Here is a 20,603-nt window from a genome sequence, read left to right as displayed (position 1 = left end):
TTGTACTTTTTAGAAGATTATAATAGATGATTAAAACCGATATTCTAATTATAGGAGCAGGGCCAACAGGATTATTTACCGTTTTTGAAGCTGGATTATTAAAGCTAAAGTGTCATCTAATTGATGCTTTGCCACAAGCTGGCGGACAATGTTCTGAGCTGTATCCTAAAAAACCAATTTACGATATTCCTGGATTTCCAGAAGTTTTAGCTGGAGATTTAACTCAGAATCTTTTAGAGCAATCTAAACAATTCGAGCCTGGTTTTACTCTAGGCGAGCGTGCAGAAACTATAGAAAAACAAGAAGACGGTTCGTTTATTGTAACCACTAATAAAGGGACAAAACACCAAGCTCCTATAGTTGCAATAGCTGGTGGTTTAGGTAGTTTTGAACCAAGAAAACCACTCATTCCAAATATTGTTTCATTTGAAGATCATGGTGTAGAGTATTTTATTAAAGATCCTGAAAAATATAGAGGCAAACGTGTTGTGATTTCTGGAGGTGGAGACTCAGCCTTAGATTGGAGTATCTTCTTAGCAGAGGTCGCTTCAGAAGTAACCTTAATTCATAGAAGAAACGAATTTCGTGGTGCTTTAGATTCTGTAGAAAAAGTACAAGAATTAAAATCTCAAGGAAAAATTAACTTAATTACTCCTGCCGAAGTTATTAATATTGTTGGCGATGGAAAAGTTAAAGGTGTTGTGGTTGCACAATCTCAGCATATCGAAAAAGAATTTGTTGTTGAAGCAGATCATTTTATTCCACTTTTCGGACTCTCTCCAAAACTAGGACCTATAGCAAATTGGGGATTAGAAATTGAGAAGAATGCCATTAAAGTAAATAATGCCTTAGATTATCAAACCAACATTCCTGGAATCTATGCCATTGGAGATGTAAATACGTATCCTGGAAAGTTAAAATTAATCTTATGTGGTTTTCATGAAGCAACGCTAATGTGTCAATCTGCGTATCAACGAATTAATCCAGGTAAAAAATATGTACTTAAATATACAACTGTAAGTGGTATTGATGGTTTTGATGGATCTAGAAAAGAATCGCCAAAAGCTGTTGTTAAGGCGATAAACTAAAAAATAAAGTGTAGTTTTGGCGGAGTTTTTTTAGAAATCCACCAAGCAGTAATTTACTATGGAAGAACAAGATATAAATATTAAGATAACAGATCGAGATGGTGTGGAACACGAAGTTGTAGCACCTACAGATATGGCAATGAATTTAATGGAAGTCGTACGTTCTTACGAGCTTGCTCCAGAAGGAACCATTGGTGTGTGTGGCGGTATGGCCATGTGTGCATCTTGTCAGTGTTATGTGGAGTCAGATACCGAATTACCAGAAATGCAAGACGATGAAGAGGCGATGCTATCTGAAGCGTTTAACGTAAAAGATAATAGCCGTTTAGGATGCCAGATTCAAATGACACCGGCTATGGAAGGTTTAAAAGTTACACTTGCTCCAGAGAGTTAGATGCTTTATATAACATTTAAGTAAAATAAAATACCCAAAACAGCTTAGTCTAAACGTTGTTTTGGGTATTGTTGTATACTACTGTGAATACGTTAAAAAGATAATCTCTAGGATGTCTTATAATCAATCAATTTCTTTGGGCCGTCTAATACGGTTCGTACAATTCTAAAATAGCCTTCGTCTGTTGTAGATGTATCCCATTTAATAAGAGATATTTCTCCGTGCTCTATTTCTATACCGGTAATACTGTGAGGATGTACACAGCTACCATCATTAAAAAAAGCAATATGTCCGGGTTCGGGAAATCGAGGCCTATGGGTATGACCAACAATGGTTATTAAGTTCTTATTATTTTTAATCCACTTCTTTATTCGGCGTTCAATTCTGATTAATTCGGTATAATTTTTCCCAGGACTTGTGGGATCAGATATGCCCATTACATTTAGGGGTTTCCATAATACTTGAACCAAAAAACGGCTTAGTTTCCAACATTCGTAATTCCACCAATCGGCCTGATGCCCGTGTGTTAAAAACACTTCTTGTGCGGTATCTTTATGCCTTAAAATAAGTCCTTCCTGATAAGTTATATCTGTAAATAAAGGAATATTTAACCCCGTTTTTGGATCGAAAAACGTACTTAAATTTTTCTTGACGTAACTGTCTTTGCGATACACCATATCGTGATTTCCCCAAATTAAATCTAAACGGTTATCGTCGTAAAACGCTTTCATAACCATATATACGTTTTTATGAGCATCGAATATCGATTTAAACGTCAGGTTTTCCCATAATTCATCACCATCTCCTAGTTCACAATAATGAAATCCGTTTTTAAAATATTGTTGTAATGCGTGATAATATATGTTTCTGTTGTGTGCAAAATCATCTGCAATACTATTGTCACCACGATGACAATCACTAAAGAGAATAAATTTAGACGTATCGTCGAATGTTATAACTTTAGCATTGTTATAAGCGCGATCTAATCTTTTTTGAGATGAAAACATAGTTTAAATATACATGAAAAACAGGTTGTATTTTAATTTCTATTTAAAAGCATTAAAACCTGTAATATCTAAGCCCGTAATTAAAAGGTGAATATCGTGTGTGCCTTCATAAGTAATCACACTTTCCAAATTCATAGCGTGTCGCATAATACTGTATTCTCCAGAAATACCCATAGCACCAAGTATTTGCCTTGCTTCTCTGGCTATGGTAATTGCCATCTCTACATTATTACGTTTGGCCATAGAAATTTGTGCGGAAGTCGCTTTGTTCTCATTTTTTAATACACCTAAACGCCAGGTTAATAATTGAGCTTTCGTAATTTCTGTAATCATTTCAGCCAATTTTTTCTGCTGAAGCTGAAACTGTCCAATAGGTTTTCCAAACTGCATACGTTCTTTGCTGTAACGTAAGGCGGTGTCGTAACAATCCATTGCAGCTCCAATAGCACCCCAAGCAATGCCATATCTTGCAGAATCTAAACAACCAAGTGGTGCGCTTAATCCCGATTTATTTGGAAGTATATGGTCTTTAGGGATTTTTACATTATTAAAGATAAGCTCTCCTGTTGCCGAGGCACGAAGTGACCATTTGTTGTGTGTTTCTGGAGTCGAGAAACCATCCATGCCACGTTCCACAATTAATCCGTGAATACGTCCAGTTTCGTCTTTAGCCCAAACGACTGCGATCTGAGCAAAAGGTGCATTAGAAATCCACATTTTTGCACCGTTTAAAAGATAATGATCGCCCATATCTTTAAAATGTGTAGTCATTCCAGACGGATTAGAACCATAATCAGGCTCTGTCAAACCAAAGCAGCCCATCCATTCGCCACTTGCTAATTTTGGTAAATATTTTTTACGTTGTGCTTCGGTACCGTATTTCCAAATGGGATACATCACTAAAGATGACTGTACAGAAGCGGTACTCCGAATTCCAGAATCGCCACGTTCTATTTCTTGCATGATTAAACCGTACGATATTTGGTCTAATCCGGCACCTCCATATGCTTCTGGGATATAAGGTCCAAATGCTCCTATATCTGCTAGTCCGCCTATAATGTGTTTTGGAAAAGCTCCTTTTTGAGCGTAATCTTCAATTATTGGAGAGACTTCGCGTTTAACCCAAGACCGAGCGGCATTTCGAACTAATTTATGTTCCTCAGTTAAAAGATCGTCTAAATTGTAATAATCAGGGGCTTCAAATAGATCGGGTTTCATAAAACTTATGTTTATAGATAAAAGCGAACTGCTTTTGCCTTTTAGTTGAATAATGTTAAGTCTAATCTCTCAAATTTAACGATTACCCATTAAAACATTACATCTTTAAATAGAAATCTTTGGTCAAGTTAATATAGTCGTCGGTGTATTGATGCCGTTCCGTTTCTATAATAAGCTCGTTAATTTCAAGGTCGGTTCTAGTTAAAGAAAACTGTAGTAAACTACGTTTTATGTCAGAGTCAGGGTTGCCTCTTACATGTAAAATTTTATTCGGAAATAAGCTGACTTTAGATGCTAGTTCTATTATATGATTTTCTTCTTTAAACGGTACAATTAAACAAAATACGCCATGATCTGCTAATAATTTAGAAGCACTATCTATTAAATGATTAAAAGGAAGCGCGTCTGCAAAACGGGCTAAGTCACGTTGTTTATCTTCTGTTTTATAATCTTCAGAATAAAATGGCGGATTTGAAATAATAAGATCGTATTTATCTTCAATTTCATCAACAAATTCTTCTAATGCAGCATGATAACAGAACAAGCGGTCTCCCCAAGGAGCATTTTCAAAATTATCTACGCATTGTTCGTAAGCATCATCGTCAATTTCCATCGCATCAATGAGTTCTGCCGAACTACGTTGTGCTAACATTAACGCGATAATACCTGTTCCCGCTCCGATGTCTAAAATAGAAAAGGGATGATGGTCTATACTTGCCCAAGCCCCAAGTAATACGCCATCGGTGCCAATTTTCATAGCACAGCGATCTTGATGAATTTCGAATTCTTTGAATTTAAATGGCTTACTCATATAAAAGTTTGAATGGTGTGCTTCAGTTGTTTTCTTTCTGAAGCATCTTTTTTATAAATAATAAGATTTATTCCTCTAAATATAAATCAATTAAACCTTCTGGTGTTTCTACAAAAATGGTTTTGTTAGGCTTGTCTACTTTCGAAATAAACTCATCATTCATCGGAATTAATATTTCAATACCATCGCGATCTATTTCAAAAAGGGCCTGAGCGGTAGAATCGTTAATAGCTTTAATAATACCTACTTTTCCAAAATTAAGATCTTCGACAGTGAATCCTATAATTTCATGAAAATAGAATTTGTTACCTTCTAACTCAGGTAAAAAATCGAGCGGTAAGTATAAATCCGATTTCATTAAAGCATCGGCATCTGCTTCAGAATCTACATCTTCAAATTTAACACGTAACAATTCCGATTTGTGAAGTTGCGAAGATTCAATAAAAAACGGAACTAAATTATTTCGTAAATCTATAAAAACTGAATCCATATCTTCAAACAGTTCAGGTTCGTCTGTATCGAGTTTTATTAGTAGTTCACCTTTAAAACTGTATTTTTTTACAATCTTTCCTAGAAAGAAACATTCTTCTTTTTTCATAATATTTCAAATAAAAAAACCTGACAAATAATTGTCAGGTTTTAAAAGTATAAAAAATTAATTTTTTATTCTTCTTCGTTAGAAGTTTCTTCTGCAGTTTCAGCATTAGCAGCTTCTTCAGCAGCTTTTACTTCTGCTTCAGCCTCAGCGGCAGCAGCAGTTCTTGCATCATTTACAGCTTTTTCAGCTTCTAAAGCTTTTGCTTTAGCATCAGCATCAGCTTTTGCTAAACCATCTTCTTTAGATGATACTTTTGCAGTTTTTTCTTCAACCCAAGCATTAAATTTAGCTTCAGCTTGCTCTTCAGTTAAAGCACCTTTTCTAACACCACCAGCAAGGTGATTTTTAAGCATAGCACCTTTGTAAGATAAAATTGCTTTTGCAGTATCTGTTGGTTGTGCACCGTTTTGTAACCATGTTACAGCACCGTTTACATCTAATTCGATAGTTGCAGGGTTTGTGTTTGGATTGTAGATACCTAATTTTTCTAAGTATTTACCATCTCTTTTTGATCTTGCATCTGCTGCAACGATCCAGTAAAAAGGTTTCCCTTTTTTACCATGTCTTTGTAATCTAATTTTTACAGGCATAATAATTAATTATTTGAGGTTCTCGACCTCGGTTATTAATAAGGCGCAAAGATACTATAAAAATTTAATTTCCAATAACTTATTATATATGAATTGGTATTCAAATTTTATCCTATTTTTGAATATCTAACGAAAAAGAGAATTAATTTATGAAAACCTGGTTTGCTGTAGTTTTAGTTGGTTTAGTGTTTACCTCATGTGATGAAGATTTAGAGTTTAATTACCCAGCACTACAAGCAAAGAGAAATGGCGAATTATGGACAACATTAACGCAAGAAGTTTCTAATTCCGGCACATTAATTATCACTGCAACGGGCAACGAGGCTACCATTACCATGGAATTACCAGAATTAAAAACGGGCACCTATTTAGTAGGCGTTGTGGGTGAGGATGAAGACGCTACAGCAACGGGAACTTTTACAGATGAAACTGGAGTTACTTATTCTACATTATATAATGCGGTAGATAATATAAGTACACCAAATATAGACGAGAGTGTGGTATATTATTCTGAAGGTGCCATAGAAGTTACCGATATTAATACTACTGAAGGCTATGTAAGTGGTGTGTTTTGGTTTACGGCTTATACCAATTCTGGAGAGAATAAAGTAGATTTTAATGAAGGTGTGTTTTACGAAGTGCCATTTGTTACCGAATAAATTCAAATAGAACGGTTTATATAAAGCAACATTTAGTGTTGCTTTTTTTGTTTATAAAAGAATGTAAACAGTGGTCGGATAACCCATAATAATTCTTAATTTTAACCTCCTTATTTTTTTAGCACAACAGATTTTATGTATTTAATATTCGATACCGAAACAACAGGTTTACCAAAGCGTTGGGATGCTCCGATTAGCGATTCAGATAACTGGCCAAGATGTATACAAATCGCTTGGCAATTGCATGATGAGCTTGGGAATTGTATAGAACATCAGGATTATTTGGTAAAACCAGAAGGCTTTAATATTCCTTACGATGCAGAAAAAATTCACGGTATTTCTACAGAACTAGCTGCGGAACAAGGAATTTCACTGAGTGAAGTCTTAGAAAAATTTAATGTTGCATTAAGTAAAACCAAATTTGTTGTTGGGCAGAATGTGGGCTTCGATGTTAATATTATGGGGGCAGAATTCCATAGAGAAGATGTTGCCAATGCTTTGCAAGAACTTCCTGTTTTAGATACCTGTACCGAAATTACTGCAAAATTATGTCAGATTCCTGGTGGACGAGGCGGACGATTTAAATTGCCAACATTAACAGAACTGCATCAGTTTTTATTTAATAAACCTTTTGGTGAAGCGCATAATGCCACTGCCGATGTGGAAGCAACAACCCGATGTTTCTTTGAATTAATAAGAAGACAACAATATACTGTTGAAGCTTTAGATGTAGAGAAAGACTATTTTGAGCGTTTCAATAAAGCAAATCCTCAGGAAATTCAGTTGATTGGTTTAAAACACATCAACTTAAAAAAGGCGAGTGCTAAAATTAATGAGCGTTTGCAAAAAGCGCAAGCTACAGATCTTTCTGCAGCCGAGATTAAACAAAACATTTCAGAATTATCTGATGTTAATTTTGCGCATTTACATAATCATACGCAATTCTCTGTTTTACAATCTACCATAAGTATTCCTAATTTGGTTTCTGCAGCTGCAAAACAAAATATGATTGGGGTAGCGCTTACAGATCATGCCAATATGATGGGGGCATTTCATTTTGTACGTGCTGTTATTAATCATAATAAAGGGGTTAAAGCAAAGAATGAGGAAGATATTGCAGCAGGAAAAGAGCCTAAGTTAAATGAAATGAAACCTATTCTAGGGTGTGAGTTTTTCGTTTGCGAGGATCATTTAGATAAGAGTAGAAAAGACAATGGGTATCAAATTGTCATTATTGCAAAAAATAAAAATGGGTATCATAATTTAGCAAAATTATCATCTGCAGCCTTTACAGATGGATTTTATTATGTGCCTAGAGTTGATAAAAAACTGATAGAACACTATAAGGAAGACCTTATTGTTTTAACAGGAAATTTATATGGTGAAGTGCCAAGTAAGGTGCTTAATGTAGGAGAGAATCAGGCAGAAGAAGCCTTGTTGTGGTGGAAAGAGCAGTTTGGCGATGATTTATATATAGAATTAATGCGTCACAATCAGGAAGACGAAAATCGTGTAAATCCTGTTTTAATAGAATTCGCCAAGAAGCATGACGTTAAATTAATTGCAACAAATAACACGTATTATGTAGACCAAACCGATGCGAATGCACACGATATTTTACTTTGTGTGCGCGACGGAGAAAAGCAATCTACACCAATAGGTCGTGGTCGTGGTTACCGTTATGGGATGCCAAATCAGGAATATTATTTTAAGACTTCAGACGAAATGAAGTCCCTCTTTAAAGATATTCCAGAAGCGATTACCAACATCCAAGAGGTTGTAGATAAGATTGAGATTTTTGAATTAGCCAGAAATGTATTATTACCTAAGTTCGATATTCCAGAAGAATTTCAGCATGCAGAAGATGATGTCGATGGAGGAAAACGTGGTGAAAATGCATTTTTAAGACATATTACTTATAAAGGTGCTAAAATTCGTTATGGTGAAGAGTTGTCTCCAGACGTTATTGAGCGTTTAGATTTTGAGCTCTCCGTTATCGAGAAAACAGGGTATCCTGGGTATTTCTTAATTGTAGAAGATTTTATTCGTGCCGCTAGAAAAATGGATGTTTCTGTAGGGCCAGGACGTGGATCTGCAGCTGGATCGGTGGTGGCATATTGCCTTTGGATTACCAACATCGACCCAATGTTGTACAACTTACTTTTTGAGCGTTTCTTGAATCCTGATCGTGTAAGTATGCCTGATATTGATATCGATTTTGATGATGAAGGTCGAAGTCGTGTTATGGATTACGTTATCGAGAAATATGGAAGTAATCAGGTTGCGCAAATTATTACTTACGGTACCATGGCTGCTAAATCTTCTATTCGTGACACCGCGAGAGTATTAGATTTACCGCTTTTTGAAGCCGATAGAATTGCGAAGTTAATTCCGAATATGTCTAAACTGAACAAAATTTTTGGTTTAGATGAAAAAGGATTAAAAGAAAAATTTAGAGCTGAAGACTTAGAAAAGGTTAATGAACTTATTAGTCTGGCCGATGGAAATAATTTAGAAGCAGAAACTTTAAACCTTGCACGACGTTTAGAAGGTTCTGTTAGGAATACTGGTATTCATGCGTGTGGTGTGATTATTACGCCAGACGATATTACCAAGTTCGTTCCAGTGTCTTTGGCAAAAGATTCCGATCTATATGTCACTCAGTTTGATAACTCGGTGGTGGAAGATGCAGGGCTTTTAAAAATGGACTTTTTAGGGTTAAAAACATTAACGCTTATTAAGGACACTGTTAAGATTGTAAAAGCAAAGCACAATATAGATCTCGATCCAGAGAATTTCCCGTTAGATGATGTGAAAACCTATGAGTTGTTCCAGCGCGGAGAAACTGTAGGTGTGTTCCAATATGAATCTCCTGGAATGCAGAAACACATGCAGTCTTTAAAGCCAACTGTTTTTGATGACCTTATTGCCATGAATGCCTTGTATAGACCAGGTCCAATGGAATATATACCGAGTTTTATTAGAAGAAAGCACGGTGAAGAAGAAATTGAATACGATTTACCAGCAATGGAAGAGTATTTAAAAGAAACGTATGGAATTACAGTTTACCAGGAGCAAGTAATGCTCTTGTCGCAAAAATTGGCCGACTTTACTAAAGGTGAAGCCGATGTTTTGCGTAAGGCGATGGGGAAAAAACAGATTGCTGTACTGGATAAAATGAAACCTAAATTCATTAATCAAGCGAGCGAAAAAGGACATGACCCTAAGAAATTAGAAAAGATTTGGAAAGACTGGGAAGCCTTTGCAAGTTATGCCTTTAACAAATCTCACTCGACTTGTTATGCATGGATTGCTTACCAAACAGCCTATTTAAAAGCACATTATCCTGCAGAATATATGGCTGCGGTTTTATCGAATAACATGAACGATATTAAGCAGGTTACTTTCTTTATGGAAGAATGTAAACGTATGAAGTTAAGCGTGCTTGGACCAGACGTTAATGAATCGTTTTATAAGTTTTCTGTTAATGATGAATATGCCGTTCGTTTCGGGATGGGAGCCGTAAAAGGTGTTGGACATGGTGCTGTAATGACGATTGTTAAAAATAGAGAAGAAGATGGACATTATAAATCTATTTTCGATTTAGCAAAACGTATAGATTTGCGTGCAGCCAACAAAAAAGCATTTGAAAACCTTGCATTAGCCGGAGGATTTGATTGTTTTACAGACACACATCGTGCACAATACTTCCAAGATGAAGGTGATGGAATTACGTTTTTAGAAAAAGCTGTTAAATACGGAAATAAGCATCAAGAAAATGAAAATTCTGCTCAAGTCAGTTTGTTTGGAGATGCCAGTGATGTGCAAATAGATGAACCTTTAGTGCCACCAGCTGAAGAATGGGGAACCATGGAAAAATTGGCCAGAGAGAAAGAAGTTGTTGGAATCTATATTTCTGGACATCCGCTAGACGATTTTAAAGTGGAGATGAAAAGTTTCTGTAATGCCAACTTAAGTATGTTTAGAAATTTAGAAAATTGTCTTAATGCAGAACTTACTTTTGGAGGCGTTATTACCGATGTGCAACACCGAGTAAGTAAACAAGGGAAAGGATGGGCATTGTTTACTATTGATGATTATAACGATAGTTTTGAATTCAGAATTTTTGGTGAAGACTATTTAAAATTTAGACACTTTTTTGTGGTAAATAGTTTTGTACACGTTAAAACATTTGTACGAGAAGGTTGGGTAAATAAAGATACAGGAAAGAAGAGTGACCCGAGAATTCAGTTTAATAGCTTTCAGTTGTTACACGATGTTATGGATCAATATGCTAAAAAGTTGTCTATTCAATTAAACATAGCTAACTTAACCGAAACTAAGGTGACTAATTTAAAGCAGTTGTTTGATGATCATGTGGGCACTAAATTATTAAATTTCTTGGTGTACGATCAAGAAGATAAAGTAAAATTACCAATGGTAAGTCGTACACAGAAAATAACCATATCGCAAGAATTATTACATGCACTAGATCAGGAAGAGGTGTTTTATAAACTTAATTAAGTTAATTTTATTAAAACGCATCAGTAAAGACAATTTGGCAATAAATAAAACAAATAGTCAGCATGTAAGGATTGGCAGAATTTTTGACTAATTTTGCATAATAAGAAGTAGAACTATTAAAATAAAAAATAATGGCATTAGAAATAACAGACGCAAATTTTGAGGAAACTGTATTAAAAAGTGACAAACCTGTAGTTGTAGATTTTTGGGCTGCTTGGTGTGGTCCTTGTCGTATGGTAGGTCCTATTATTGATGAAATTAGTACAGAATACGATGGTAAAGCCGTTGTAGGTAAAGTAGATGTTGACGCAAATCAAGATTTTGCTTCAAAATATGGTGTACGTAACATTCCTACTGTTTTGGTATTCCAAAACGGAGAAGTTGTTGGTCGCCAAGTAGGTGTTGCTCCTAAAAAAGCTTATACAGACGCTATCGATGAGCTTTTGTAATAGCATAAACATATAACATGTAATTAAAGGTTTGGCTTATTGCCAAACCTTTTTTATTTTTAGATGGTCTTAAAAACAATTCATGGATTTAAAAGAAGAATTACAACATGTAGGCGGATTTGTTAATCTGGAATTGTTGGCTAAACAAGTGGTAGAAGGTTTTATTGCAGGTATGCATAAAAGTCCGTTTCATGGATTTTCGGCAGAGTTTGCAGAGCATAAAATTTATAATCAGGGTGAAAGTACAAAGCATATAGATTGGAAATTGTATGCAAAAACAGATAAGTTGTATACTAAATGTTATGACGAAGAGACAAATTTGCGATGTCATTTAATTCTTGATAATAGTAGTTCAATGCATTATCCAGAGTATAAAAATTTCAATTTAAATCAGTTAAATAAAAGTGCGTTCTCAGCATTAGCTTCGGCTTCTATCATGCACATTCTAAAGAAACAGCGCGATGCTGTTGGTTTAAGCGTATATAGTAATACGTACGATTATTATGCGCCAGAGAAGGGGAGTGATAGACATCATCATATGTTGTTAAATGAACTGGAATACATGGTTAAGTCTCTACCTAAAGCTAAAACTACAGACACCTATACCTATTTGCACCATATTGCAGAAAAGCTACACAAGCGCTCCTTAATTGTTTTATTTACCGACATGTTTCAGGAGTCGGCTAAAGACGATCAATTGTTTGAAGCTTTAAGACATTTAAAGTATAATAAACACGATGTTATTTTATTTCATGTGTTTGATGGCGATAAAGAGAAGCATTTTAATTTTGATAATACACCTAAACGTTTTGTTGATGTAGAAACGGGAGCTTATATAAATGTATATGCCGATAATATAAAAGCCAATTACGAACAACAAATTGCAGATTATTTTGAAGCGCTAAAGTTAAAATGTGCGCAATATAAAATTAAATATGTTGAAGCAGATATTAATAAAAATTTCGATAATATATTGACTACATTTATGTTAGAACGTTCCGGATTTATGTGATTTAAAATAACTGAAAAAAAACATAAAAAAAGTTTGTGTAGTTTAAAAAGCATTGTATATTTGCACTCGCAATAACGCAACGGTCTGGTAGTTCAGCTGGTTAGAATACCTGCCTGTCACGCAGGGGGTCGCGGGTTCGAGTCCCGTCCAGACCGCAAATTGCATTAAGCTCCTTAATTTGGGGCTTTTTTTTGCAATAGAAAGTAGTTGTGTTGTTAGATAAGCCTAGTGTTTATCTAAGGTTTAGTTGTTAAACCAATGAAAGGCTTTCCTTTTTTCATGTTTTTGAAAATCGGGATGCTTTTTTATTTTAAATCCCTTTTGGTCTTAAAGCGGTGTGCCTTAGTTGGTTTAAAAAGACCGATTTCTAAATGAGAAATATTATAAAAAAATATTGCAGATTATAGTTCAGTTATTAAAAAAGGGATGTATATTTGCACTCGCAATAACGCAACGGTCTGGTAGTTCAGCTGGTTAGAATACCTGCCTGTCACGCAGGGGGTCGCGGGTTCGAGTCCCGTCCAGACCGCAAATTGCATTAAGCTCCTTAATTTGGGGCTTTTTTTTGCAATAGAAAGTAGTTGTGTTGTTAGATAAACCTAGTGTTTATCTATGGTTTAAGTTGTTAAACCAATGAAAGGCTTTCCTTTTTTCATACTTTGAAAATCGGGATGCTTTTTTTATTTCGGACTGTTTCTTTGCTTATCTCGTCTTCAGAACATTATTTTAATGGTTTATTTATTATAAAAATTAAATGTACTGTGATTATGTTTTACCGCAAATAATGTCTGATTATTTATAACGAATTTAATGGTCAGGTTGAAGACAAGTTAATTATAAACCATAGTACTTGCTTCTGTAAAAGATCTTAGTGTATAAAAATGAATACGATGAAGATTAAATGAAATCACTACACTAGGCTTATGTTATGCTTAAGTAAACTAATTTTACGTATATATTCACAAAAAAAACGGAATTATAACTTAAATTGTAATTCCGTTTTTTTATTTAATGTATTGAGAACTTATAGTTATGCCGGTCTAATATCTACAGCAACATTCATTTTATTTTTTCCAGTACTATATACTACGCCTTTTAATGGTGGAACATCGTAGTAATCTCGTCCCCATGATACGGTGATGTGTTGGTTTTTCGGAATCTGATTATTAGTCGGATCAAAGTCTACCCAGCCAAATTTTGGAATGTATACTGAGAACCAAGCGTGGGAAGCATCTGTACCTACTAGTTTTTCCTTTCCTGGAGGTGGTAATGTTTCAATATAACCACTAACATAACGCGCAGGTAATCCCATTGAACGCACACATGCAATGGCTATTTGGGCAAAATCTTGGCATACGCCTTTTTTAGCTTTTATAACTTCTTGTATAGGTGTTGCAATGGTACTAAACTCTGAGTCGAATTTAAATTCTGTAAAAATACGCTGCATCAATTCAAAGGCTGCTTCAAAAACAGGTCTGTTTGGTTTAAACGATTTCTCTGCATATGCTTTTACCTCTGGAGAGATTTGAGCAATAAAAATAGATTCTAATATAAATTGTTTGATATCTATAAATTCCTTGTTGTTAGTCTTTAGAATAGACAACGCCTCATTTAAGGTGATGGTCTTACCTGTTTCCGAATCTTCTATATTAGGTTCTAGCTTATAATTTCGTTCAATAATGCTTTTAGCAGTAACCTTTAATTTTTTATGATGTTGTTGAATTGAAAATCGTGTAATTGTATTGCCGAAAAAATCTAATCGTTCAGTGATTTCAGAAGGTTTAGGGCTTATCTCTAAATCGTAATCTAAAAGGGTTTGCCCAACCATTGTTTTAGGTTTTAAAGTGGCAATGTTATGGCAAAAAGTTACGCCGCTATCGTAATCGTAGCTCGTTGTATGTGAGACTTTAAATTCCATAATTATAAATCGAAATTTTGATTAACCAATTGTTTTTGTTGATAAGAGTGATTGAAATAGGTGTCTGAAATGGCTAAAGACATTTCGTGAAGCAAATCACTTAACACGGTTAGGGCATCATCTAAATTTTGTCTGATAATGGTGCCTTCTTTAAGTTCTAATAACGATTCTAAATTTAAATTCTGAATTATAGTATGTGCTTCAGTTATAAATTTCTGACAGTCTGTGGTCTCTCCTAAGCCTTCCGGATGTGGTAATCTGTCTATGTCTTTTTGAATTCTTTTAAGTTGATAGGTTAAAGATTTTGGATATTCTTGACCTAATAAAATTAATCCGATAACATTCTCTGTACTTAAATGCGATCGGTAACTGTATCTGTAAATATTTAAACTTTCATGACTAGAAAGTAGGGCTTCTAAAATTTCGTATTGCGGCTGTTCGTTATAGCTTATAACTAAAAGTGATCGGCACTTTGCAATACTCATCATAGACTGTTCGGTCTGTAAACCAATAAAATATAAGAGTAAACCTTGTTCTACCAATATGCTTTCTTCAATAAGTCCCATAAAAGCGATAAGTCTAGTAATGATCTTATCTAGTATTTTAACCATGGACTGGATTGTTGTTTTTTCATCGGCTTCAGCAACAAACATTTTCCAGTTTTTCTGAATCCCATCAAAAACGCGCCACATGTCTTTAGACCATAAATTACGTAAGGTGTAATAGGAATTATTGAAACTAGAAAGTGTTTGTGCAAAACTTCCAGCTCTATCAGAATCTACAAGAATAGATAAGATTTCCTTTAAAGGATTATCTAAAGCTGCTTTTCCTTTTTCGCCAATAAAGCCAGGGAAAGTGGATGTTATGTGTGTAATAGATTTTAATAAACACACTAAGCTTTCGGATTGTTCTTTTTGTTTATTGTATTGTTCGTTACTCATCTTATTAAGTACCGTGCGTAAATATCTTGCAGTTACAAGTGCACGACCTAAATATCTTCCAGACCAATATAAATTTTCAGCAGTATTACTTGGCAAATCGTTAATGCCAGAGATTGAAATTTTAAAGCTGTTGTCCCAAGAGTAGTTTTGAATATTAGTTTGAGGTTTGTCTGTAACGACCCAAAAATCTTTACTTACGCCACCGCGATGATTAGACACAAATAAGTCTTCACGCTCTGCAGCAACTCTAACTAGTCCGCCAGGCATCACAGAATATCCGTCATCTTTAGCGATAGAAAAAGTTCTGCACATAACTTTGCGTGGCTCTAATTTATCCTTTACAAAATCTGGTGCCGTAGAAAACATTATTTTTTCCTGAGCCACAAAAACAAAAGGATTCTCAATGATTTCTTTCTTTAGATTTTCGAGCTCTGTTTTCTTTAAAAATTCGCAAAATACAATACTTTCTCTGTTTGATTTATCTATACGTTTTAAAACTAAATTAGTTAGATTTTCTAGAACATAATCACGTTCCTTTTTTTGTCCGCACCACCAAGATCCTATTTGCGGAAGAATTAAATCTTCTTTAAAAAAGTATTTACAAACGGCGTTCATAAATGGGATTAGTCCTGAGTTTTCTAAAATTCCGCTTCCAATCGGGTTTACAATAGTTACCTGTTGTTCTCTAACAACATCTAGTAAGCCAGCAACACCTAAATAGGAATCTTCACGAAGCTCTAAAGGATCCATAAACACATCGTCTACACGCCTTAAGATAACATCTACTTGTTTAAGTTCTTTTAAAGACTTCATCCAAACTTTACCGTCTCTTACTACTAAATCGTTTCCAGCAACTAAAGGATAGCCTAAGAACGATGATAAATATGCATGTTCGAAATACGTTTCGTTTAATGGTCCAGGTGTAAGAATAACAATATTAGGGTTCTCCTTGTTCTGAGGTGCAGCATCTAATAGCATTTTGTTAAAGTCCGAGAAGAACGATGTAGGCGGTTTAACATGAATATCGTTAAACACATCAGGTAAAATACGACTTGTAGCATATCGGTTTTCTAGTGCATAACCCATTCCTGAAGGTGCTTGAGTTCTGTCGTTTACAACCCACATACGACCGTCTGGCCCGCGTGCCAAATCTGCTGAATGAATTAATAAATTCTTAGCTGTTTTGTATTGAATTTGATCGCATTGTCTTAAAAAACCACGATGCGCATAAATAACTTCTAACGGGATAATTCCGTTTTTTATAAGCTCTCGCTTACCATATATGTCTTTTAACGTTAGGTTCAATAATTCCGAACGTTGTTGCATGCCTCTATCTATAGTTTCCCATTCTTTTTCGTGAATAAGAAACGGCACAATATTTAGTTGCCAAGAACGGTGCATCCCTTTAGGGTCATTGTAAACATTATAGGTTACACCGTTCTCGTCCATTAACCAATCCATCTCGTTTTGTTTCGAGATCATGGTTTCATTACCCATTTGGGTAAGATTATTTAATAATTTTTCCCAATTTGGATTTACAGACATATTGGATTTAAGAACTTCGTCGTAATTCTTAAAGTCTGAAAAATAATTTTCAAAAAGGATATTCTTGTCAATCGGCATTAATCGTCTATTTTTTTCTTAAATCTAAGGTATAAGGAAATTCGAAATTAATAGGTTGTTCTAGGTATTTAAACTTTCTAGAGCCTTCATGTGTTTCAACATTTCTACTTGCATTATTATCGTCTTGTTCAATTTTTTCGACCTCAAAAATTTCACCTTGTGTATGGCCTTGGTCCCAGAAACGATTAATTCGTCTAGATTCTGCTTCATAGCTATTAATAGGGTAAGTTTCATAAGATCGTCCGCCTGGATGTGCAACAAAATAGGTGCAACCTCCAATAGAACGTTTGTTCCAAGTGTCAATAATATCAAAAACCAAAGGGGTATCTACATCTATTGTTGGGTGTAAGGAGGAATGTGGATTCCAAGCTTTGTATCTAATACTAGCAACATATTCTCCTTTAACACCGGTGTTGTTTAAATTTACTTTAACACCGTTGCAAGTTAATACAAATCTCTCTTCTGTGAAATGAGAAAGTTTAACTTGTACACGTTCTACAGAAGAATCTACGTATCTAGCAGTTCCACCGCCGGTCATTTCTTCTCCTAAAACGTTCCAAGGCTCTATAGCAGCACGTAATTCTAAATTAATATTATTAATTTCTACCATGCCGTGAAGCGGAAATCTAAATTCGAAAAACGGATTAAACCAATCTTCTTGAAATTTATATCCAGCTTTATTTAGTTGGTCTACTATATCTTTAATGTCTTCTCTTACATAGTGTTCTGTTAAAAACTTATCATGTAATTCTGTGCCCCAACGTACTAAATTGTGTTCGTAAGGTTTTTTCCAGAACCAAGCTACTAATGTTCTTACCAACAAGTTTTGCATTAAACTCATTTGAGGATGAGGTGGCATATCAAAAGCACGTAGCTCTAAAATTCCTAATCGACCAGAAGATGAATCTGGAGAATATAATTTATCAATGCAGAATTCTGCACGGTGTGTATTTCCTGTTAAATCGGTTAATAAATGACGGAATAATCGGTCTGTTAACCAAAACGGCACTTCGCCATCTTTAGGAATCTGACTAAATGCGATTTCTAATTCGTATAAATTTTCCATTCTCGCTTCGTCTATACGAGGCGCTTGACTGGTTGCTCCAATAAAAGCTCCGGAGAATAAGTATGACAATCCTGGGTGATGTTGCCAAAATGTAAGTAAACTTCGTAATAAACTAGGTTTACGTAATAATGGGCTATCTGCAGGAGACACACCTCCTAAAGTGACATGGTTTCCACCACCTGTTCCAGTGTGTTTACCATCTAACATGAATTTTTCTGTACCTAAACGCGATTCTTTTGCAAGGCGGTATAATGTTAGCGTGTTATGTGTAAGTTCCTCCCAGTTTTTAGCAGGCTGAACATTGACTTCGATTACACCAGGGTCTGGAGTAATTTTAAGCGATTCTAATCTGTTATCTTTAGGCGGATCATAACCTTCTAATACCACAGGAATTTGTAATTCTCTTGCTGTAGATTCTATAGAAGAAATAAGATCTAAAAAGATTTCGGCAGAATCTAATGGCGGTAAAAATAAGTGTAATTTATCGTCTCTGACTTCGGCACAAATGGCTGTTCTTATAAAATAATTAGATTCGTCTGGAGTTAAACCTTCCGCATATACTTTTCTAATGCGTCTTAACACTTTGTTTTTATAGCTCGGTAATTTTTTCTTAGTTGAAAAATTATCTGGCTGATAGGTTGGGAATTCTCCCGTGTCAGGTTTTCTAATTAAAGAATCTAAAGGTAATCGTAATCCGATTGGTGAATTTCCTGGAATTAGAAACAGGTGGTTACGTCTAAACTGCCAACTGTTAGTGTACCATTGATCTGATGTATTGTTAAGCGGTAAAACATAACCTACAGGTTTAGATTTTCCGTCGTTTAATATTTGTTTTAATTTGTCTTTAACTAATAAGGCACTATCGTCTTTAGTAGGGTCTATATCTATTGGTAATTTACCTTCTTCCCAAATAAAGTAAAACGCATCTTCGTAAGTTGGGATAATGTGTTTGGCAGTAATGTCTAGATATTTGGTTAGTGTCTCTAAAAACAGCTTATCCGCATCTTCTGGCAACACCGTATTATTTGCAAACAGGGCTAATAAATTTTTATTCTGCCATATTTTTTTACCATCTTTTCTCCAGCAAATTTCAATTTGCCAACGAGGTAAAGGTTCGCCAGGATACCATTTTCCTTGCGCTTGATGTAGTACACTTCCGTTATCGTATTCGTCGTATATTTTAGCAGCTAAATTTTTTGCAAGTTCACGTTTGTGTGGACCATCGGCAGCAGTGTTCCACTCTTCAGACTCCATATCGTCTATAGATACAAAAGTGGGTTCGCCTCCCATTGTTAATCTTACATCGCCTTTTTCAAGTTCTTTTTCAACCTTAAATCCAAGTTTGTAAATGGCTTTCCATTGTTCCTCCGTGTAGGGTTTCGTTACACGAGGTGATTCGAAAATACGCTTTACAGAATTTTCAAAAAAGAATTCTGTCTCACAAACATCAGACATTCCCGAGACTGGAGCTGCACTCTCAAAAGATGGCGTACAAGCTAATGGAATATGGCCTTCTCCAGCCAATAATCCAGAAGTCGCGTCGAAACCAATCCAACCAGCACCAGGAAGATAAACCTCTGCCCAAGCATGTAAGTCTGTAAAATCTTCTTCAGGACCAGAAGGACCGTCTAAAGATTTTTCGTCAGATTTTAATTGGACTAAATACCCAGAAACAAAACGAGCACCAAAACCTAAATGACGTAAAGTTTGTACAAATAGCCATGCGTAATCACGACAAGATCCTGTTCTGTGATCAAGGGTTTCTTCGCAAGATTGTACACCCGGATCCATACGGATGTTATATTTTAAATACTCATAAATTTTCTGATTGATATCTATTAGAAAATAAATGGTTTTTCTTGGTGTAGTATCTATAGTCTTTAAGAAATCTTCTAGAAGCTTTCCGCGTTCTGTGATTTCTAAATAGGGCTGAAGCTCTTTTTTTATCGTTTCATTATACGTAAACGGATATTCTTCAGCACTTTCTTCAACAAAGAAATCGAATGGATTAATGGTTTTTAAATCCGCAATAATTTCAACTTCAATAGATAACTCTTTTGTTTTTTCAGGAAAAATTAGTCGAGCCATGTAATTACCAAAAGGGTCTTGTTGCCAATTGAAAAATTGTTCCTCTGGTTCTATTTTAATTGAATAAGCTTCAATTGGAGTTCTGCTATGCGGAGCAGGACGAAGCCTAAATATATGAGGTGATAACGATACTAATCTATCGTATTTGTATTTTGTTTTGTGTGATATTACTATTTTTAATGCCATAAATAATTCAGTTAAAGACATTACAATTTAAGTGATTTTTATGCGAATCCTTATAGAAGTGATAAAAAAAAATAAAAGATTATATATTGTCTATAAATTATTATGGTTAAATGACGTATTTGTAATTTTTAGACATGTTTTTTATAAAATATTATTTAGAGGCTGTTTTAAATTTAATTAATGTTGTAAATCGTGTTAAAAATATAAGATTTTTAAGTCTATTATTCTGTATGTCTGATTCTAGTATGAAAACAGAACAACCATGCTAAGCTGTGAGATTAACCCCTGATTTAAACGACGTTTTTTTGATGCTGTTTTCACCTGAAATAAAATAACAACTTACAAACCAAACTTACAAATCTGAATGTTTACAAGTGTTAATTATCTAATTTACAAATATTTGTGTGTTGTGTCTTTAAAGCGAATTAATA

The 20,603-nt window shown here is 34.9% G+C and carries 14 protein-coding genes and 2 tRNA genes; 8 read left to right on the top strand and 8 right to left on the bottom strand.

Annotated elements, in window-relative coordinates:
- Positions 1–26: 26 nt before the first annotated feature.
- Positions 27–1,088, top strand: coding sequence for an NAD(P)/FAD-dependent oxidoreductase (locus AST99_RS14340; protein ID WP_057782833.1), 1,062 nt, complete (start codon positions 27–29; stop codon positions 1,086–1,088).
- 58 nt (positions 1,089–1,146) lie between these two features.
- Positions 1,147–1,482, top strand: a complete 336-nt coding sequence (locus AST99_RS14335; protein WP_057782831.1) for a 2Fe-2S iron-sulfur cluster-binding family protein — start codon at positions 1,147–1,149, stop codon at positions 1,480–1,482.
- Between the two features lie 107 nt (positions 1,483–1,589).
- Here AST99_RS14335 and AST99_RS14330 read toward each other — a convergent pair whose 3' ends face one another.
- The 5 genes from AST99_RS14330 to AST99_RS14310 all read right to left on the bottom strand — a co-directional run bounded on the left by AST99_RS14330 (position 1,590) and on the right by AST99_RS14310 (position 5,706).
- The gene (locus tag AST99_RS14330) at positions 1,590–2,489 is read right to left on the bottom strand and encodes a metallophosphoesterase family protein (RefSeq protein ID WP_057782829.1); all 900 of its coding nucleotides are present in this window, start codon (positions 2,487–2,489) and stop codon (positions 1,590–1,592) included.
- Between the two features lie 39 nt (positions 2,490–2,528).
- The gene (locus tag AST99_RS14325; protein WP_057782827.1) at positions 2,529–3,707 is read right to left on the bottom strand and encodes an acyl-CoA dehydrogenase family protein; all 1,179 of its coding nucleotides are present in this window, start codon (positions 3,705–3,707) and stop codon (positions 2,529–2,531) included.
- A 97-nt stretch (positions 3,708–3,804) separates the two neighbouring features.
- Entirely contained in the window at positions 3,805–4,518 is a 714-nt protein-coding gene (locus AST99_RS14320) for a tRNA1(Val) (adenine(37)-N6)-methyltransferase (RefSeq protein ID WP_057782825.1), read from the bottom strand.
- Positions 4,519–4,585: 67 nt separating this feature from the next.
- Positions 4,586–5,116, bottom strand: coding sequence for a ribosome maturation factor RimM (gene rimM / locus AST99_RS14315; RefSeq protein WP_057782823.1), 531 nt, complete (start codon positions 5,114–5,116; stop codon positions 4,586–4,588).
- Positions 5,117–5,181: 65 nt separating this feature from the next.
- Complete coding sequence (locus tag AST99_RS14310) at positions 5,182–5,706, bottom strand: 30S ribosomal protein S16 (protein ID WP_057782821.1); 525 nt, start codon at positions 5,704–5,706, stop codon at positions 5,182–5,184.
- Between the two features lie 149 nt (positions 5,707–5,855).
- On the opposite strand from AST99_RS14310, the gene AST99_RS14305 reads away from it, so the two are divergent.
- The 6 genes from AST99_RS14305 to AST99_RS14280 all read left to right on the top strand — a co-directional run bounded on the left by AST99_RS14305 (position 5,856) and on the right by AST99_RS14280 (position 12,879).
- Positions 5,856–6,365: a DUF6252 domain-containing protein gene (locus tag AST99_RS14305; protein ID WP_057782819.1), complete on the top strand. Its 510-nt coding sequence runs from the start codon at positions 5,856–5,858 to the stop codon at positions 6,363–6,365.
- 135 nt (positions 6,366–6,500) lie between these two features.
- Positions 6,501–10,889: a DNA polymerase III subunit alpha gene (gene dnaE, locus AST99_RS14300; RefSeq protein ID WP_057782818.1), complete on the top strand. Its 4,389-nt coding sequence runs from the start codon at positions 6,501–6,503 to the stop codon at positions 10,887–10,889.
- 131 nt (positions 10,890–11,020) lie between these two features.
- On the top strand, positions 11,021–11,338 hold the full coding sequence (gene trxA, locus AST99_RS14295; protein ID WP_038532223.1) for a thioredoxin: 318 nt from the start codon (positions 11,021–11,023) through the stop codon (positions 11,336–11,338).
- 82 nt (positions 11,339–11,420) lie between these two features.
- A complete protein-coding gene (locus AST99_RS14290) occupies positions 11,421–12,350 on the top strand; it encodes a DUF58 domain-containing protein (RefSeq protein WP_057782816.1) in 930 nt (309 codons plus the stop codon).
- An 81-nt stretch (positions 12,351–12,431) separates the two neighbouring features.
- Positions 12,432–12,505 (top strand) — tRNA-Asp (locus AST99_RS14285).
- Between the two features lie 300 nt (positions 12,506–12,805).
- A tRNA-Asp gene (locus tag AST99_RS14280) sits at positions 12,806–12,879 on the top strand.
- Between the two features lie 501 nt (positions 12,880–13,380).
- Here the strand turns inward: AST99_RS14280 and AST99_RS14275 are convergent.
- The 3 genes from AST99_RS14275 to AST99_RS14265 are packed head-to-tail and all read right to left on the bottom strand — an operon-like array spanning position 13,381 to position 20,172.
- On the bottom strand, positions 13,381–14,268 hold the full coding sequence (locus AST99_RS14275) for a transglutaminase family protein (protein WP_057782813.1): 888 nt from the start codon (positions 14,266–14,268) through the stop codon (positions 13,381–13,383).
- 2 nt (positions 14,269–14,270) lie between these two features.
- Entirely contained in the window at positions 14,271–16,832 is a 2,562-nt protein-coding gene (locus AST99_RS14270) for a circularly permuted type 2 ATP-grasp protein (RefSeq protein ID WP_057782811.1), read from the bottom strand.
- Between the two features lie 7 nt (positions 16,833–16,839).
- Positions 16,840–20,172, bottom strand: a complete 3,333-nt coding sequence (locus AST99_RS14265; protein WP_057783081.1) for a transglutaminase family protein — start codon at positions 20,170–20,172, stop codon at positions 16,840–16,842.
- Positions 20,173–20,603: the final 431 nt, after the last annotated feature.

The sequence above is a fragment of the Formosa algae genome, assembly GCF_001439665.1.
Taxonomy (GTDB): domain Bacteria; phylum Bacteroidota; class Bacteroidia; order Flavobacteriales; family Flavobacteriaceae; genus Formosa; species Formosa algae.
Note: the sequence above shows the minus strand (reverse complement) of the source record. Positions and strands in the feature narration are given on the sequence as shown.

Bases quoted from the DNA above. Each gene is read 5' to 3' on its own strand.
- AST99_RS14340 (WP_057782833.1), top strand. From the start codon at position 27: ATGATTAAAACCGATATTCTAATTATAGGAGCAGGGCCAACAGGATTA.
- AST99_RS14335 (WP_057782831.1), top strand. From the start codon at position 1,147: ATGGAAGAACAAGATATAAATATTAAGATAACAGATCGAGATGGTGTG.
- AST99_RS14330 (WP_057782829.1), bottom strand. From the start codon at position 2,489: ATGTTTTCATCTCAAAAAAGATTAGATCGCGCTTATAACAATGCTAAA.
- AST99_RS14325 (WP_057782827.1), bottom strand. From the start codon at position 3,707: ATGAAACCCGATCTATTTGAAGCCCCTGATTATTACAATTTAGACGAT.
- AST99_RS14320 (WP_057782825.1), bottom strand. From the start codon at position 4,518: ATGAGTAAGCCATTTAAATTCAAAGAATTCGAAATTCATCAAGATCGC.
- rimM (WP_057782823.1), bottom strand. From the start codon at position 5,116: ATGAAAAAAGAAGAATGTTTCTTTCTAGGAAAGATTGTAAAAAAATAC.
- AST99_RS14310 (WP_057782821.1), bottom strand. From the start codon at position 5,706: ATGCCTGTAAAAATTAGATTACAAAGACATGGTAAAAAAGGGAAACCT.
- AST99_RS14305 (WP_057782819.1), top strand. From the start codon at position 5,856: ATGAAAACCTGGTTTGCTGTAGTTTTAGTTGGTTTAGTGTTTACCTCA.
- dnaE (WP_057782818.1), top strand. From the start codon at position 6,501: ATGTATTTAATATTCGATACCGAAACAACAGGTTTACCAAAGCGTTGG.
- trxA (WP_038532223.1), top strand. From the start codon at position 11,021: ATGGCATTAGAAATAACAGACGCAAATTTTGAGGAAACTGTATTAAAA.
- AST99_RS14290 (WP_057782816.1), top strand. From the start codon at position 11,421: ATGGATTTAAAAGAAGAATTACAACATGTAGGCGGATTTGTTAATCTG.
- AST99_RS14275 (WP_057782813.1), bottom strand. From the start codon at position 14,268: ATGGAATTTAAAGTCTCACATACAACGAGCTACGATTACGATAGCGGC.
- AST99_RS14270 (WP_057782811.1), bottom strand. From the start codon at position 16,832: ATGCCGATTGACAAGAATATCCTTTTTGAAAATTATTTTTCAGACTTT.
- AST99_RS14265 (WP_057783081.1), bottom strand. From the start codon at position 20,172: ATGGCATTAAAAATAGTAATATCACACAAAACAAAATACAAATACGAT.